At 47.8% G+C, this 14,768-nt stretch carries 15 protein-coding genes; 8 read left to right on the top strand and 7 right to left on the bottom strand.

Translation table 11 applies throughout. From position 1 onward, the window contains the following. Positions 1 to 3: 3 nt before the first annotated feature. The 4 genes from B9Y77_RS14950 (at position 4) to B9Y77_RS14935 (ending at position 4,424) form a co-directional block, all read left to right on the top strand. Positions 4 to 1,725, top strand: coding sequence for a tetratricopeptide repeat protein (locus tag B9Y77_RS14950; RefSeq protein ID WP_085492234.1), 1,722 nt, complete (start codon positions 4 to 6; stop codon positions 1,723 to 1,725). A gap of 26 nt (positions 1,726 to 1,751) precedes the next feature. Then, positions 1,752 to 3,668, top strand: coding sequence for a tetratricopeptide repeat protein (locus B9Y77_RS14945; RefSeq protein ID WP_085492233.1), 1,917 nt, complete (start codon positions 1,752 to 1,754; stop codon positions 3,666 to 3,668). 4 nt (positions 3,669 to 3,672) lie between these two features. After that, entirely contained in the window at positions 3,673 to 4,098 is a 426-nt protein-coding gene (locus B9Y77_RS14940) for a septal ring lytic transglycosylase RlpA family protein (protein ID WP_085492232.1), read from the top strand. 101 nt (positions 4,099 to 4,199) lie between these two features. Next, positions 4,200 to 4,424, top strand: coding sequence for a hypothetical protein (locus B9Y77_RS14935; protein ID WP_085492231.1), 225 nt, complete (start codon positions 4,200 to 4,202; stop codon positions 4,422 to 4,424). Between the two features lie 27 nt (positions 4,425 to 4,451). On the opposite strand, the gene B9Y77_RS14930 is transcribed toward B9Y77_RS14935, so the two are convergent. Genes B9Y77_RS14930 through prfA form a run of 3 tightly spaced genes read right to left on the bottom strand, consistent with a single transcriptional unit; the run spans position 4,452 to position 7,373 of the window. Then, positions 4,452 to 5,261 carry a hypothetical protein gene (locus B9Y77_RS14930; RefSeq protein WP_085492230.1) on the bottom strand — a complete coding sequence of 270 codons (810 nt, stop codon included), beginning with the start codon at positions 5,259 to 5,261 and terminating at the stop codon, positions 4,452 to 4,454. Positions 5,262 to 5,313: 52 nt separating this feature from the next. Next, a complete protein-coding gene (locus B9Y77_RS14925; protein WP_085492229.1) occupies positions 5,314 to 6,285 on the bottom strand; it encodes a N5-glutamine methyltransferase family protein in 972 nt (323 codons plus the stop codon). Between the two features lie 20 nt (positions 6,286 to 6,305). Continuing rightward, complete coding sequence (gene prfA, locus B9Y77_RS14920) at positions 6,306 to 7,373, bottom strand: peptide chain release factor 1 (protein ID WP_015732162.1); 1,068 nt, start codon at positions 7,371 to 7,373, stop codon at positions 6,306 to 6,308. Between the two features lie 317 nt (positions 7,374 to 7,690). Here prfA and B9Y77_RS14910 point away from each other — a divergent pair, with 317 nt between their 5' ends. Both B9Y77_RS14910 and B9Y77_RS14905 read left to right on the top strand, forming a co-directional pair. Further along, positions 7,691 to 8,656 carry an outer membrane beta-barrel protein gene (locus B9Y77_RS14910; RefSeq protein ID WP_085492227.1) on the top strand — a complete coding sequence of 322 codons (966 nt, stop codon included), beginning with the start codon at positions 7,691 to 7,693 and terminating at the stop codon, positions 8,654 to 8,656. Further along, entirely contained in the window at positions 8,653 to 9,045 is a 393-nt protein-coding gene (locus B9Y77_RS14905; protein WP_085492226.1) for a hypothetical protein, read from the top strand. Before B9Y77_RS14910 ends, B9Y77_RS14905 begins: the two co-directional genes overlap by 4 nt. Positions 9,046 to 9,115: 70 nt before the next feature. Here the strand turns inward: B9Y77_RS14905 and B9Y77_RS14900 are convergent, their stop codons facing one another. Next, positions 9,116 to 9,463 (bottom strand): hypothetical protein, encoded by a 348-nt coding sequence (locus B9Y77_RS14900; protein ID WP_085492225.1) that lies wholly within the window; start codon positions 9,461 to 9,463, stop codon positions 9,116 to 9,118. Between the two features lie 56 nt (positions 9,464 to 9,519). On the opposite strand from B9Y77_RS14900, the gene tsaA reads away from it, so the two are divergent. Next, positions 9,520 to 10,317, top strand: a complete 798-nt coding sequence (gene tsaA / locus B9Y77_RS14895; protein ID WP_254900067.1) for a tRNA (N6-threonylcarbamoyladenosine(37)-N6)-methyltransferase TrmO — start codon at positions 9,520 to 9,522, stop codon at positions 10,315 to 10,317. Between the two features lie 59 nt (positions 10,318 to 10,376). Here the strand turns inward: tsaA and B9Y77_RS14890 are convergent, their stop codons facing one another. Next, on the bottom strand, positions 10,377 to 11,342 hold the full coding sequence (locus B9Y77_RS14890; protein WP_254900066.1) for a hypothetical protein: 966 nt from the start codon (positions 11,340 to 11,342) through the stop codon (positions 10,377 to 10,379). Further along, a complete protein-coding gene (locus B9Y77_RS14885) occupies positions 11,335 to 12,165 on the bottom strand; it encodes a TIGR02147 family protein (protein WP_073443364.1) in 831 nt (276 codons plus the stop codon). Before B9Y77_RS14885 ends, B9Y77_RS14890 begins: the two co-directional genes overlap by 8 nt. Positions 12,166 to 12,389: 224 nt before the next feature. Between B9Y77_RS14885 and B9Y77_RS16275 the strand changes: the two genes are divergently transcribed. Continuing rightward, positions 12,390 to 13,520, top strand: a complete 1,131-nt coding sequence (locus tag B9Y77_RS16275; RefSeq protein ID WP_254900065.1) for a GGDEF domain-containing protein — start codon at positions 12,390 to 12,392, stop codon at positions 13,518 to 13,520. Between the two features lie 51 nt (positions 13,521 to 13,571). Here B9Y77_RS16275 and B9Y77_RS14870 read toward each other — a convergent pair whose 3' ends face one another. Further along, the gene (locus B9Y77_RS14870; RefSeq protein ID WP_085492223.1) at positions 13,572 to 14,762 is read right to left on the bottom strand and encodes an MFS transporter; all 1,191 of its coding nucleotides are present in this window, start codon (positions 14,760 to 14,762) and stop codon (positions 13,572 to 13,574) included. Positions 14,763 to 14,768: the final 6 nt, after the last annotated feature.

The raw sequence follows: 14,768 nt of genomic DNA, 5'->3' as shown, positions 1-14,768 counted from the left end.
CTAATGTCGAATCCTTCATCTGCGCCTCGTACTGCCGCGTACCTCTTTCTGTTTTTTTTCTTTGGGGCGCTGCTTGCGTATGGCGGATTCAAGATTTATAACAAATACGGACCATCCAAGACGGTCGTAGGGGAAATTCCGTTCGGGCTCGAAGCGGGTACTTCCGTGATGAATGGCGATGCCCCGAATTTCAAGGCCGATGTCGAAAGTCTCCCGTTGCAGGCGCAGGCTGAATTCCGCCGTGCGGGTGAACTCTCGCGTAGCGGGGCGACCAAGGCCGCTTACGAAATTTACGATGCGCTTGTGCTTCTGTATCCGAATGTGGATGCGGCGGTCTGGGGCGAAGTCAATACGTTGTTCCATATGGATTCCGTTACGGAAACAATGCGTGACCGCGCTGAACTTTTGATGGGGCGCCTCATGGCTCGTTATCCGAATACGGGTATCAGCTTTTACTTGGACAGCCGCAAGTCGCTCCTTGCAGGGAACTTGACCGTTGCTGTCGAACTGGCGAAGATGGCAAGTTCGCGCGCTCCTGCCATTTACGAGATTAGACTTTGGTACGCGGAACTCCTGCACAAGAATTCGAATTTGCGAGATGCTGCCAACGAATGCCGTGCGGCTATCAGCCTTTCTTCGGGCGATTCACAGCGTGCGTTTGAGCTTTTGGCTAAAGTCTACCATGACGATGGAAATCTGGACAGTGCGGCACTCGTCGTTGATTATGCTTTGACGCAGTTCCCGCTCTCTTCGGAATTGATGCTTTTGCGCGGTTACCTTGCCGAATACAATGGCAAGTTCGACGTTGCTGAAAAGACGTACCAGCGCATTCTTGCCTTCCGTCCCGATTACGAAAAGGCTCGCCGCGCGATGGCGACGATTGGCGAAAAGACGGCTCCTGGCAAGAATGGTATGTATGCGGGTTCCTCTCGCGATCGTGCCCAGGTGGCATGCGACATTCTTGCTCCGCTGGTCGAACGTTATCCTGAAAACTTGCCGCTACGTGAAGCCATGGGCATCGCATATACCAAAGCCCACATGTTTGATATGGCTCGCCGCGAGTTCAACTACATCCTCAAAACCGATCCGGATTACCCGGATATCAAGTCTCGCCTGAATGAACTTGAACAAGTACGCAGGGCAGCGATTGAGGAGTACAATAACGGTCTTACGGCAAACTTGAACCGCGCCGTGGATAGCCTCCGCGAATCCATGATGCCCGAAAGAAAACACGACTTCTCGACGAAATTAGGACATTATCTTGTTCGTTATGGAGCCTCTTCGCAGGAGTTCTTTAAGAAGTATTCCGCCTCTAATTTTAAACAAGTGAAGCGCTTCGTTTGGCAAGAGACTTTCTTTGAATCGCCTTACCATCATACGTACACGGTCGTTTTTGATTCGCTGAACCGATTCAGGGAAGTTCATGTGGTCGTGTTCGATTCCGCTTCAAGCTCGAATCATCTTGGTGTGGCTCCAGAAATCTTTACGCGCCTCCTCAAGCAGAATTCCCGCATTTCTGGCATCAGCAATAACACTGGCGAAACGGATTGTGGCAATGGCGTTATCATGGATGCCGCTGTCTGGGAAACCCGCGATAACTTTGAAATCCTGGCTCGCATTGTCGGGAAACCCGCCGAAGTGCGTATGGTCCGCCTCGATCGCTCGACTTTGCCCCCAACAGGCATGAAACTTTGCGATTATATGCCTCTTCTTATGGAATTTTAGCTCATAAATATCTATTTTATAGCTATATGTTCCGTGGTCGTTTTTTAGCTTTATTTTTGCTTGCCGCTTTGATTGAAGGCTGCACTTGCTGCGCCTACTTGAACCATATGTTCAATGCAGAACGGCTCTATGACGAAGCGACCGAACTCCGCCAGGCTCGTCTGGATAGTGTTCCCGACGAAACCATGTCTTACCCGAGTGGCGAAGAATCTCAGAAATACGAAAAAGTCATCGAAAAAGGCTCTCGTGTTCTTGAACGTTTCCCTAAGAACAAGACGCGTACTGCCGAAGCTGTTTTCCTCATTGCCGAATCTTACAGGCACAAGTCCGACTGGCCCAAGGCAATTACCAAGTATGACGAATACGAACGCTACTTTGCCGATAACGATTCCATGCGAGCTGTGGAATACCAGCGTGCTTACTGCCTCTACCGCAACCAGGAATTCAATATCAGCCGCTTTGCGTTGGAACCTGTAGTGGCTAACAAGAACCACCCTTACTATTTCCAGGGGCTCAACTTGCTCTCTCTCTTGGACGAAAAGTCCGAGGCTCCGGAACAGGCAATTGCTGCTTTGGAGGCTGTGCTTGCCGATACGAGCGGAACGCCGTACATGAAGGGCAAGGCGCATTTCCGTTTGGCTGGGCTCTATTATAAGATGGAGCAGTGGGAAAAGGCGCACCATCATTACAATGCGAAGGAAATCGAGAATTTGAATGATCGCGAACGCCAGACGGCGGGCGAGCAGTCGGCTGAATGCCTCGTGAACATGAAGGATTATCTCAAGGCGGCTGACGAGTTTAAACAACTCTACAAGGTTGAGGCGTACGAGAAAAAGCGTCCGCACTATTTGGTGCGAATCGGTGAAACGACTCTCTTGGCTGGTCGCAATGCCGATGCCTACGTGATTTTCAATAAGGTCAATTCGGAATACGCAAAGACGGAACACTCTTCCCGCTGCTATTTCAATATGGGCGATTACGAGCAGAACAAGACGCTGAATTACGATTTGGCAATGTCCTATTACGATAGCAGTTACATTGCAAGGTCCATTAGCGAGTACGCCCAGAAAGCCCGTGACCGTCGCAATGCTTTGAGGCGCCTAGTCTCGATGCGCGAAAAGAACGAAGATATTCTTCAGAGCAAGGATTCCATTCCCGACATGAAGTCGTTCTTCAAGAATGAATTCATGATTGCGGAACTCTTTTTGCTCAAGCTTTCTGAAGCGGATAGCGCCGTAGCAAGGCTCACGAACGTTATTGAAAAATCCGACGACACCGCAAGTGTTATGCGTGCTGCGTATGCAAGGGCTTTTATCTATGACGAGTTCCTGCACGATCCAGATACCGCTGAAGAACTTTACAAGGAAATCATCGAAAAGTATCCGAATACCGATTACGCCAAGCAGGCTCAGGTAAACCTTGGCATGAATGTCACGATGAAAACGCAAGAAGACGAAGCCCGTGACCGTTATATGGCCGCCGAAAGCTTGTGGACGGTGGCGTCTGAAATGCCTGCAAGCAAGATGGACTTGGTGGATTCCGCATATGCCAATGCCTTTGCCGCCTTTGATAGCGTTTACAAGGAATACCCGCAGACGCAGTCGGGCATCCAGGCTCTTTACATGAAGGCGATTTACTTCCAGATGACTCCGGACCGCATGGATAGCGCTGTCGCTATTTATCGCGACCTTCGTGACAAGCATGGAACAACGGCGTGGGGTAAGCGTGCCGCTTACGTGCTCAATACCCGCCTCACGACAACGGATGATGACATTGCTAGACTTCGTAAGCGTACGGCTCAGACGATAGAAAGCCTTGATAAAAAATCGGCGAAGTACTACGAAGAGCTGAACGCCAAGCCTGAAGAAAAGAAGGCTGATATTATCAGCAAGGAAGATGAAATTCTCGAAAATACGTACAACAGTATGTACGACTTTGAATAGGCTTATGCATTCTCGACTTTTCTTTGCTGTTCTTATTTGTGTTTTGGTCGCGTTTTCGGGCTGTTCGGGCGCGACGAACCGTAAGGGTTATACCCGCGTGACAAAATCATCGCGAGTACAGAAAAAAGCGGAAATCGGCTATACATTTACAGGCGATGCCAGTTATTATGGCAAGGGCTTTGATGGCAAAAAGACTGCAAGCGGTGAAATTTTTGACCGTGATAAATTTACCTGCGCCCACCGAAGTCTTCCGTTTGGAACGAAGCTCAAGGTAACCCGCATTAAGACGGGCGCCTCTGTTGAGGTTCGTGTGAATGACCGTGGGCCGTACTCCAAGAAACGCGTACTCGATTTGAGCGAAGCTGCCGGGAAGGTGCTTGGTCTTGATAAAGCGGGACATGCCCAGGTCAAAGCGGTTGTTATAGAATAATTTTTCAAAAAAATGAAACTACTGCTCAAAATGTCATCTTATGACATTTGACGATTCTATATTAGTGCTCGTAAGAACACTAAATACCCAAAGGTAAAAATATGAATCGCAAAGCAGTTAAGGTGAATAAGCATGTAGTCGAAATCCCGGAACAGTCTCCGTGGGATTCCGGCTTTTCCATTTTCAAGCGCCGTATTGGGGAATTGATGCAATTAAGCGGTAATGACGATTCTGTTATCGATGACGATGACTTGATTCCGTATTACCGCATGGGCGAAAGCGAAACGTTTGTGCTTTCTGCCCTCGGAAGTGCCGTTTGCGGCTAGTGGGTTCCTAAGCTTTGGTTAGGGAGCTTACTTGCGGTTGATGCGTAACATTACTTGCAGGGAATTGCCGCAATGAGTGTGGTGGTAGTAATCTTTGCGGTTGTCGTCTCCGGCTGTGTCATAACCGGATTCAATTCCCAGGAATTGCCATCTTACACTGATACCCATGTATGTTCTTTCGGAAATTTGCCAGTCTTTTCCGACTTCAAAGTCGATTCCGACAACCGTGTGGCTGTCTCGGGTTCTTTTCCCTGCATGGTAGTAATTTAAGTTTCTGTCATAATAAAATCCACTGTTGTCGAACGGATCGTTCATGAGTATGGCGCCGATAGACATTTTTGCGCTGACGAAAAGCCCTTGCAAGAATGTGTTTTGTGTCCGAGAGAATGGGAATGCTGTTACGCCACCACCGAATAGAATGACGAGAGCGTCAATGTCGTTCAAGCCGATGTATTTGCTGTCGATGTCATCTAAATCGTATTTGCCGTCAATGGATACAAACTCGAAAGAGCCATGGATGGCGATAAGCCCTTTGATGAGCATACCAAGGGTTAGTTCGCCCGTGTAGCCAAAACCTGTGCCATCGTATTTGAGTCTTTCGTCATAATAGCGATGGTTGTAGTAGATGTTGGTCATGTCGAAACCAATTCCTGCGTTCACGTAGAAACTGTTTCTTCTGGGGGCTTTCTTGACTACGCCAAATTCTTGAGGCTTGGCCTGTGACTGTTGCGTTCCCCACTGCGATTGGTTGTTGCCGTTTTCGTCGGCAAAATAATCTTGTGCAAAAGCTGTTTCACAGAATACAGAAAAAAATAGAGCGAAAATCAAACGTTTCATGTCGCCCCCTGGAGACGGGTTAAGGGTAAAGGATGTTACTTTACTCTATAACTTATATTTTTTTATAGCTGACGAAACGAATGTTGTTGCAAAAATCTTTGTGAATGCCTGTAAATTCAAGCCAAGTGTATCTTGATGCTTCAGCTTTGAGCATTTCACCTTGTTCTGAACCGATTTCGAGTAAAATAGATGCGCCCGGCTTGAGGCTGTTTTCGGTCTGCTGTAAAAGCTTGCGGACAAGGTCGAGGCCATCTGCACCGCCAAACAATGCGAGCGCGGGGTCGTATTTCGCAACTTCTGGCTGGAGCTTGTCTTTTTCGCCGTCGGGAATGTAGGGGAGGTTTGCGATCAGGCAGTCAATTTTTGCAGAGGCGTCACCGGTGGTTTTTGCGATGGCTTCTGGAGTTACGGCGTTCAGCAGGTTTCCCTGTGCAAAGGTCAATGTGCTAACTGCGTTTGCGGAACTTGCCGAAGCGGTAGAGTCTGCTGCGGTTGCCGCGCTTTGTTCGCTAGAATTGCCTGCGAGTCCGTTCACTTCTGCATTTGTACGTGCAAGGGCGAGAGCGTCTTCGGAAACGTCTGTTGCCAAGACTTTGGCGCCTGCAATTTCTTTAGCACAAGCGATTGAAATGGCGCCTGTGCCAGTGCCGATTTCGACAATGAACGGCTTTTCAACGCCCTTGAGGCAGTCGGTTGCCATGTCCACGAGTGATTCCGTTTCCGGACGCGGGATAAGCGCGCGGCGGTCGCACTTGATAATGAAACCGCGGAAGCTTGTGTCGCCGATGATGTGCTGCAGCGGCTCACGCGTTGCACGGCGTGCAACCATCGTGCGAAGCACGTCCAGCTCTGCTGGCGTGAGCGGCTTTTCGAAGTTCAGGTACAAGTCCATGCGGTTCTTCATCTTGAGACCGTAGCTGATGATGTACTCGGCATCGAGACGTGCATCAGGAATGCCCTTCTTTTCGAAGAAGACCTTGGTGCGGTTCAAAATTTCAAGAACTGTCATCTGCGGCTGTGGCATTGGACTTACCTCACGACCCCTTAAGCGTTGAACTTTCCGAGCTTTTCCTGGGCGTTTGCCATCTGGAGACCGTTGATGATTTCATCGAGATCGCCTGTGACAACCTTGTCCAAGTTGTAAACGGTGAGACCAATGCGGTGGTCCGTCACGCGGTTCTGCGGATAGTTGTAAGTACGGATCTTGGCAGAACGGTCGCCAGTACCCACGAGGGCCTTGCGGTTTGCCGCTTCTTCCTTTTCCTTCTTCGCGATGACGGCGTCAAGAATCTTGGAACGCAACATTTCCATAGCGTGGAGTCTGTTCTGCAACTGGCTACGTTCGGTCTGGCAGCTCACCACCACACCCGTCGGGATATGAGTCAAACGCACTGCGGAGTCCGTCTTGTTGATGTACTGACCGCCAGCGCCCGAAGAACGGTAGGTATCCATGTGGATGTCCGCTTCGCGGATTTCCACGTCGACTTCTTCTGCTTCAGGGAGGATTGCGACTGTAGCTGCAGACGTATGCACGCGGCCCTGCGTTTCTGTTTCCGGCACGCGCTGCACGCGGTGAACGCCACTTTCGAACTTGAGTGTTCCATAGACGCTGTCGCCTTCGATGAACACGCGGATTTCCTTGTAGCCACCCACCGTGCCTTCGCTCAAGTCCTGGATGGTCATCTTCCAACCCATCTTGTCGCAGTAACCGCGATACATGCGGAACAGGTCGCCTGCGAAAAGTGCGGATTCGTCGCCACCCGTACCGCCGCGAATTTCAAGCGTTGCGTTACGGTAGTCCCACGGATCCTTCGGCACCATCAAAATCTGGAGTTCGTCCGTCACTTCGGGGAGCTTCTTTTCGATCTCCGAAATTTCGGCCTTGGCCATCGCGACCATTTCCGGGTCGGAATCGCCGAGAGCGGCCTTGTATTCGTCAAGGTCGTCCATCATCTGCAGGTATTCCTTGGCCTTCAAAACAGCCTTTTCGATACCCTTGTACTGCTTGTGAATCTTGTTGTAACGAGCCTGGTCTCCGAGAACATCCGGGTTGCCGAGTTCCGATTCCAGTTCTTCGTACTTTTCAATGAGTTTTTTAGCTTTATCTTTCATCGTGCGCAAATTTAGTAAAAGGCGAATGCAGCGGCAAAACAACTTGTTGTTTTGACATTGCTGAGCCGAACTAAATGCGCTCCAAAGGAGCGCAAAGATAGAAAAGTAGGAAGTAGGACGAAAAAGGTATGATAATATTGTCGGCTATGAAAAATCTAGTGGCGTGAATTAGAAGAATGATAGCCTCGCTTTTACCGAGGTTTTTTCTGTGTTCTATATCAATATTTTTGGTCAAAAACTCGAAAAAACTTGACAATGTTTCGCCTTTTTTTACATTTGAGGTTGGATTTGTTAAAACATAAACGGAACATATTGAAATGAAATCAAATCTGTTTACTGGTTTTCTGTTGTCTATTTCTTTGCTTCCCTCATTGCTTTTTGCCCAGGAAAGCGAATTCGTTGAAGATAGGAGTAATACTGTCGTTGAATTTGCTGAATCAGAGCAAAAAACGAGTGAATCAACGGAAGTTGTCGTTAAAGACAATGATGTTAAGAAGTCCGACATTGATGATTCCTTTAAAATAAGGAGTTTGCTTTTGGGAGCTCGTTTAGGGGGCATGTTTGCTTTACCTTTGGGAATGTCGATGACTGATGAAGTTCAAAAAAATCATGAGGAGGCTGATGCTACTTGGCTTGGTGCAAAAGCTGGTGTTGGTGCGGCCTTGTGCGTTTATTTTTATCAAAAAATGGCTTTGGTAACAGGTCTTGATTATCAGATGCTCTATTATAAGACTACGGATCAAGTTCCTCGAAATCGTGTAATTACGGTTACTGGATCAGAGTATTATAGTGATGGATGGAGTGGCGTAAAGGAACCGCGTCGTGTGAGTAAAACTTCTTCGCAAGACCGTTCAATTACATATCATCAAGTTTCTGTTCCCGTTTCTTTTAGATATCATTTCTTGGATGATTTATGGGGACAACTTGGTGTTGGTTTGGGTTGGAACTTAAAGGGAAAAGGTGTATATGAAAGCTCTATTACGAACGCAACTATTGAGGTTCAAGGGTACTATCAGCCGAATTCACAAATAAGCATACCTCAATATGGGACTACTTATAGGTCACAGCCGCCTATCGAAGAACCTGTAAAGAAAGAATTTATCCCAAGTTTATTGCTTTCTGTAGGTAAAAGCTGGACTTTGGGAAAATGGAATCTTGATGCTGCGTTGTCGTTCTCGTATGCATTAAAGAAAATTGATTTTGACTATGGATTGTCTGCGAACACCTTTACTATCGGACTTGACTTTTATGCCTGGTACTCTTTAACAAAGGAAAAGAAATGAAAAAAATAACCCTTATTGCAGTAGCCTTGTTGATGGCTCTGTTCTTTGCTTCTTGTGCAACAGTTAAGCCAAATTCGCCGGCTGCTGGTCCGACAATCCCAATAACCCCATTGAAAATAAAAAAGATGACGCCTGTTACATATCAGTACGAATCTGCTAATATTGGATGTTCTGAAATTGGTTTTTTGAACAAATTTGTCGGTAAAATGATAAAGCTTGGGGATGGAAGTGTTATATACGTAGATAACATTTTGGATATCCATACTGAAAAGTATTCGTCGCAAAGGTTTTTTGATGTAGGTCTTTTTGGCATGTTGCCATCTTTTGCATTGACTGATGAAAAATACAATTGCAATTTTTGGGGTTTGGCTGTAGAATACGAGAAGTAGTGTGTGATAGAAATTTGAAATACGTTTAGCCAGTCCTTCGCGGGGCTGGCTTTTTTGCTTTTCCTGGTGCTTAAATCCCGTCGAGCAAACTTCCGACGATAGTCCCGGCGACTTCTATGGCTGCGTTTGCTGCTTCCCCTGCGACATCAACGGCGGCACTCGCGGCAGACCCGGCAACATCCGCGGCTGCACTTGCCGCGGAACCTGCAACATCCATGACCGTATCGACGGCGGCCCCGGCGTTGTCAATGACTGAATTCGCGATAGGCTTGGCAACGTTGATGACTTTATCAATGGCCGAGCTAAAGGCTTCGTCTATAGCGTGATCCGCTACGGAATCAAAAAACTGTCCCACAAAAGACTGATCGTTAGAGGCGTTTTGAGCCTGGTTTTGAATTTCAACTGGATCGTTCTGCATATAATTTTAAATTATTAAATTTTGTTTGTTGAACTGTAATTGTTTCTGGTAATTTTATGGAAATCACTCCCATCGGCACATTTTACGGTGATGCTGTTTACAAGTACGACGCTCCCAGGCAGGGGCGCCTTTTTGCGGGGCATCCGGGGCGGATTGTGTTGAATCCTGGGCGAAATTTCGAGATGGCTCTCCGTGATTTGGAGGGCTTTGAGCGCATTTGGGTGATTTTTCAGTTCCACGAAAATGGTGGCTGGCGTCCGACAACGCGTCCGCCTGTGCCGCCGAAGGGCAAAGATCGTGTAGGGACTTTTGCAAGTCGCAGTCCTTATCGCCCGAATCCGATTGGGCTCAGCTGTGTGCGTCTTTTAAAAGTTGATGGTCTTACGTTATATGTAGATGAATCGGATTTGCTGAATGGAACGCCTGTGCTTGATATCAAACCGTACATTCCGATGGCAGACGCATTCCCCGATGCAAAAGCGGGGTGGGTTGAAGAGCAAGTCGGTGACCTTTGGGCTGTTGAAATGTCTGAAAAGTTCGCCGAACAGAATCGCTGGATTGCTGAGCGCAGTTCTTTTGACTTGGAAAGCTTTGCGCAGGTGCAGCTTTCGCGTGGGAATTTTTCCAAAGATGTTTTTGACAGCTCTCGACGTCGGTTGACGATTGGTGAAAATTCCAAAACGGGTGTGCTTGCTTACCGCACGTTCCGCATCCATTTTAGCTATGACGATGTGGCTTGCAAGGTTGTGCTTGAAAGCATTACGAGCGGCTACACACCTGAAGAACTCCATTCTCCCGAAGATAAATACGGCGACAAAAAAATCCACAAGGAATTTGTGGATTTGTATAAATAAATTCTCGGTGATTTTTGTTATGCGAAAGCTATTCTTGCGTTTAGCGCTTTCGCGTTGTTTTATTTGAGTTTTTTATTGATGTACTCGTTGTAGTCGATTTCACCGCATTTTAATGTTTCTTTTAACGTGAATGTCTGTACGATTTCGGGACTTTCAGAAAGTTCACCACAGTACTCGAATAGGAATCCGACATGCGTATCGAACGGGCGCGGCTCGTAATCGCAATTGTCGTGGATTTCTGTGATGGCGATGGTGTCCTTTGTAATTTTGGTAAGCACATGCACGACGGGCGATGAGTCGTAGATGTTTAGTACATAGAGCGGGCAGCCGTCTGGCAATCTTGAAATATCTCCGCTTGCTGTTCCATAGACATCGCCGTGCATTGCCCAGATTGTTTTTTCGAAAAGATAGGGGAGTGCGCGTACATTATCTTTCGTAATCTTGTGCAGTCCGAGTTCTCTCAGCTTTGCTGTGCTAGATAGTTCCGCACAATTTTGCTTTGTGGAGTCGCAGTATGTTAAAGTCACGTTGTAGCCGAGAACGTTGTCGTCGTAAGTGGCTTCGGTAATGTTGTATTTTTTGAGGTAATCATCAAGTGTACTTGCGGGCTCTACTGTTGGACCACAATGACATGTATATCCGATTGGGCAATAACAGTTTCCCGGATTGCCAAAACCAGGACTTCCTGCTCCTCCACTGCCACCTGTTGAACTGCTTGACAGTGCTGGATCTGTGTGTATGGGGTTATAGCCGTCTTCTTCAGAGCGTGATGAAGAAGAAATCTGTACCGAGGGCGTTGGACTTGTGGCGCTGCTTGTGATAATAGGATAATCGTTTGGTGTTTCTAGAGATTTGCCGGAATCCGATACGATGGAGCGGTCTATGGAACTGCTAGACTGCGTCCCATAGGCGAACTGGTTTGGTTCTTCGGCGGTTCCTGCTATTTTGTCTGAACAGGCAAACGAACAGAATGCGGCTAAAACCGTTGCACTTGCAGTCAAGAGTTTATTGAACAACTTAGTCATTACCATTCTCCTTCGCCTTTCTTGTGAGAGGGAATAACTGTAAATTTAATCTATAAACTTGATCGATGTTCTTGTCGCCTGCGGCAATGCTTACGATTTTACGGCGGCATTCGTCGAGTTCCTTGACGATTTGTTCGTAGGAGTCCTTGGAAATTCCCATGGTGATTCCGCTAAAATTGCGTTCGGTACGGGCAAGATCCAGCGAATTTGCCGCAATTTTTGCCATTTCACGATGCATGTCGCGGATGGCGAGCTTGGTTGCCTCGGGGGATCCCTTGATGGATGTTTCGGTCTGGGTGTAAGTGTTCTCTCCGGTCTTGTTGAGGAACCCTGCCTTGACCAAAAAATCTAGGGACTGCTTGATGTCGGCGGCGGAAACGTCCGTGTAGCACATTTTGGCGAGTTCACCCGGGGTGGCGCCTGGCATGAGCGGGGCGAGTTCTCGTAAGACCGGGTTTCTCCAGCTTTCGTAAAATTCAAACAGGTCGCCTTCGACGACTCTGACTTTGTGGACTCTGGCGATTTCGAGCATTTCTTCGTAGGCGGCCTTCTTTTTTGCTTCGTCCGTTTCTTGGCCGAAGTTGACCATTGCTCTGAAGTAGTCCATCTCAAATCCGACAAGCCCCATGGCTTGCCCAGTGCGCTCGACGCCGATACGGCTCAAATTACTTTTCCCGTCGCAGACGACCTTCATGTATGAAGATGAGGTAAAACCTGCGGCTTTGGAAAATTCACGCCATGAGAAAACATGGCGGAGCTTGCGCTCTTCGTAAAAGTCGCGCATGTACTGTCGGAAGTCTGAGTATTCGATAATTGCTTTCATCACTCCTAAATATAAATTGAATTTTACGGAAAAGCAATGTTTCTATGCAACGGATTGTATTAAAAATACACAAAAATAGCGATTTTTATTTAGTATTTACATTTGTGTACCCATATATGCAACATTTGCCGAGCGTAGCGATACACCGTAATGCCTACTATTGTTTTTGAGAATAAACAGGGATTTTTGTCCTAATGTAATAGAAAAAGAGTATTTTTGTAGGTATGAGCGTTTTTGGATTTTATGTCGAAGTCAATGCGGGATGCATCGTGATACTGCTGCTGCTTTTGTACAGTATCAAGAGACTCCCGACTCCGCAGGTTAAGTATGAACTTTTCCAGACGCTTGTGCTTTGGCATATTGTCTATTTCATAAGTGACTCTGTTTGGGCGCTTGTGAACGATGCTACTATCCCGAAAAATACGTTTACTGTCTTGGCGGTGAATTATTTCAATGCCATTATTATGCCGGTTGTCGCGTACAACTGTTTTATGTTTGCTGAAATCAGCACGCGTCCGGAGATGACTCGCAAGCAGATTGAACGGTTCCGGTGCAAATTGCGTATCCCGATTATCGTGCAGTTTGTGGTGTTGCTCATTTCTTTTTGGATTGCTCCCGACTTTTGGCTTGATGACCGACTAGAACCCATTGGCTTTTATTATTTCATCTTATCATTCTTGCCGTTGATTTATTGGATGGCGGGGACTGTCCGTGGTTTGCTCCGTACGCGAACCATGCTGAATAGGGCTAATCTTGGAACGTATCTGATTGTGGCTAGCTATACGCCGGGTGTGTTAGTGGCGGGCGGTGCTCAGGTTCTCTTTGCATTGACGACTCCGATTTTCTGCTTCTGGTGTACCGCTATTATTTTGTTTGCGTATTTGCATATGCAAAACCAGTTGATTTCGACGGATTCATTGACGATGCTCAATAACCGCAATCGTCTGCATGACTATTTGCATCAGCCGCGCGAAGAGAAAGACTCTTTTGTGATTATGGTGGACGTGGATCACTTCAAGCAAATTAATGATACGTACGGCCATGCCGAAGGTGACCGTGCGCTCATTATTGTTTCGCAGGCGCTCAAGAAGGCTTGTGAACGCTTGGGGTCTTCGATGTTCCTCTGCCGTTATGGTGGCGACGAGTTCTTGATGATTGCGCAGACTGAAGTCCCGGACGATGTGGTTAAGGAAGTCCGCGAATGCTTGCAAGAAGAAGTCGCGAAGAGCGTGTCACGCTCCTATAAGATTGAGGCGAGCATGGGCTTTGCCCGCTGGGATGGAAATCCCGAAAGCTTCAAGGAAAGCATGATCAACGCCGACAAAAAAATGTACGAAGACAAACGCTTGGCCTAGTCGCTTGCGGGTTCGCCGCAGTTACTAGTAACTGCAAGCTAGGAAGTCGCTTTACCCTTCGAGTTTATTTTTCAGGTAATGCCTTGATGTGTATGTAAGGAACATGATGTCGGCGATGGCGAGTGCTATGCCGCAGACGAAGAACACTTGCTGGTGCATCCCGAAGTGGTTTGCCATGGCGCCACCTACGAGAATTCCTGTTCCAATGCCGATATCCCATCCCGAAAGATAGGTGCTGTTTGCCGTACCGCGCTGGTCGTGGCGGGCGAGATTCACGCACATGGTCTGGTAGCCGGGAAAGATAAGCCCGAGGCTTGTGCCGATAAGGAATGCCGACAGGAAAAACGTAATGGGCCCGTGGCTAAAGGCAAGAATGAAGTAGGCGATGACGATCAGCGTCATTCCGGAACCCACAAGATGAATCAGGTAACCGCGGTCAATCAAGCGGCCTGTCATGATGCGGTTCAAGATGAGGCCTGTGGCGATGAGAGCATAGAACCAGCCCGTGCCGCCAATGCCAAGCTCATTGGCGTAAATGGCGATGTAGTTTGTGACTGGACCGTAAGCGAATCCGACGAAGATGAAGTTTGCAAATTGCGGAACCGCGCGTGTGAGGAAGAATCGGTCAAGCGAAAGCGGGGTGCAGACCTTCTTTTCGCGGGGCTTTACCTTGAGCGTCTGCACAAGCACAAGTCCAATCACGCAAAGGATTGTAGAAATGGCAAAAACGATTCCGTCGCCGAATGCTTCGTAAAGAAACATTCCGGTCATGGGACCGGTGGCGAAGGCTAAGTTCACGCTAATCCCGAAATACCCGATGCCTTCGCCTCGGCGACTTGCGGGCAGTGCATCAATAGCCACCGTATTACTTGCGGTACTCGAGATGCCGAAGAACAGTCCGTGTGCAAAACGCACGACCGCTAGAATCGGCAACAGTCCGACCGTCTTGTAGCCTAAAAAGCAGAGTGTAAACGCAAAAAATGTCCAAAAATACAGCGGCTTTCGGCTGAATGTATCAACGAGAAATCCGGCAAATGGTCTGCAGGCGAGCGCCCCAATCGTGTAGAGCGAAATGATAAAACCGGCAGTCGCGTTGTCTGTCTGGAATTTGTCGATGATGTACAACGGCAAAATTGGCAATAGCTGGTAAAAGCTAAAGAACAGCAAAAAGTTCGCCGCTGCAACGGTAATGAACGTGCGGCTCCAAAGTGTATTATCGGGAATGTTGGACTTTGTTTCCATGTAAGC

Source organism: Fibrobacter sp. UWB13, from assembly GCF_900177805.1.
In the GTDB taxonomy this organism is placed as follows: domain Bacteria; phylum Fibrobacterota; class Fibrobacteria; order Fibrobacterales; family Fibrobacteraceae; genus Fibrobacter.
Note: the sequence above shows the minus strand (reverse complement) of the source record. Positions and strands in the feature narration are given on the sequence as shown.

Excerpts from the sequence above, each read along its gene's own strand:
- B9Y77_RS14905 (WP_085492226.1), top strand. The coding sequence starts at position 8,653 with ATGAAAAAAATAACCCTTATTGCAGTAGCCTTGTTGATGGCTCTGTTC.
- B9Y77_RS14900 (WP_085492225.1), bottom strand. The coding sequence starts at position 9,463 with ATGCAGAACGATCCAGTTGAAATTCAAAACCAGGCTCAAAACGCCTCT.
- B9Y77_RS14910 (WP_085492227.1), top strand. The coding sequence starts at position 7,691 with ATGAAATCAAATCTGTTTACTGGTTTTCTGTTGTCTATTTCTTTGCTT.
- B9Y77_RS14890 (WP_254900066.1), bottom strand. The coding sequence starts at position 11,342 with ATGACTAAGTTGTTCAATAAACTCTTGACTGCAAGTGCAACGGTTTTA.
- B9Y77_RS14950 (WP_085492234.1), top strand. The coding sequence starts at position 4 with ATGTCGAATCCTTCATCTGCGCCTCGTACTGCCGCGTACCTCTTTCTG.
- B9Y77_RS14945 (WP_085492233.1), top strand. The coding sequence starts at position 1,752 with ATGTTCCGTGGTCGTTTTTTAGCTTTATTTTTGCTTGCCGCTTTGATT.
- B9Y77_RS14930 (WP_085492230.1), bottom strand. The coding sequence starts at position 5,261 with ATGAAACGTTTGATTTTCGCTCTATTTTTTTCTGTATTCTGTGAAACA.
- B9Y77_RS14885 (WP_073443364.1), bottom strand. The coding sequence starts at position 12,165 with ATGAAAGCAATTATCGAATACTCAGACTTCCGACAGTACATGCGCGAC.
- B9Y77_RS14935 (WP_085492231.1), top strand. The coding sequence starts at position 4,200 with ATGAATCGCAAAGCAGTTAAGGTGAATAAGCATGTAGTCGAAATCCCG.
- B9Y77_RS14925 (WP_085492229.1), bottom strand. The coding sequence starts at position 6,285 with ATGCCACAGCCGCAGATGACAGTTCTTGAAATTTTGAACCGCACCAAG.
- B9Y77_RS16275 (WP_254900065.1), top strand. The coding sequence starts at position 12,390 with ATGAGCGTTTTTGGATTTTATGTCGAAGTCAATGCGGGATGCATCGTG.
- B9Y77_RS14940 (WP_085492232.1), top strand. The coding sequence starts at position 3,673 with ATGCATTCTCGACTTTTCTTTGCTGTTCTTATTTGTGTTTTGGTCGCG.
- tsaA (WP_254900067.1), top strand. The coding sequence starts at position 9,520 with ATGGAAATCACTCCCATCGGCACATTTTACGGTGATGCTGTTTACAAG.
- prfA (WP_015732162.1), bottom strand. The coding sequence starts at position 7,373 with ATGAAAGATAAAGCTAAAAAACTCATTGAAAAGTACGAAGAACTGGAA.
- B9Y77_RS14870 (WP_085492223.1), bottom strand. The coding sequence starts at position 14,762 with ATGGAAACAAAGTCCAACATTCCCGATAATACACTTTGGAGCCGCACG.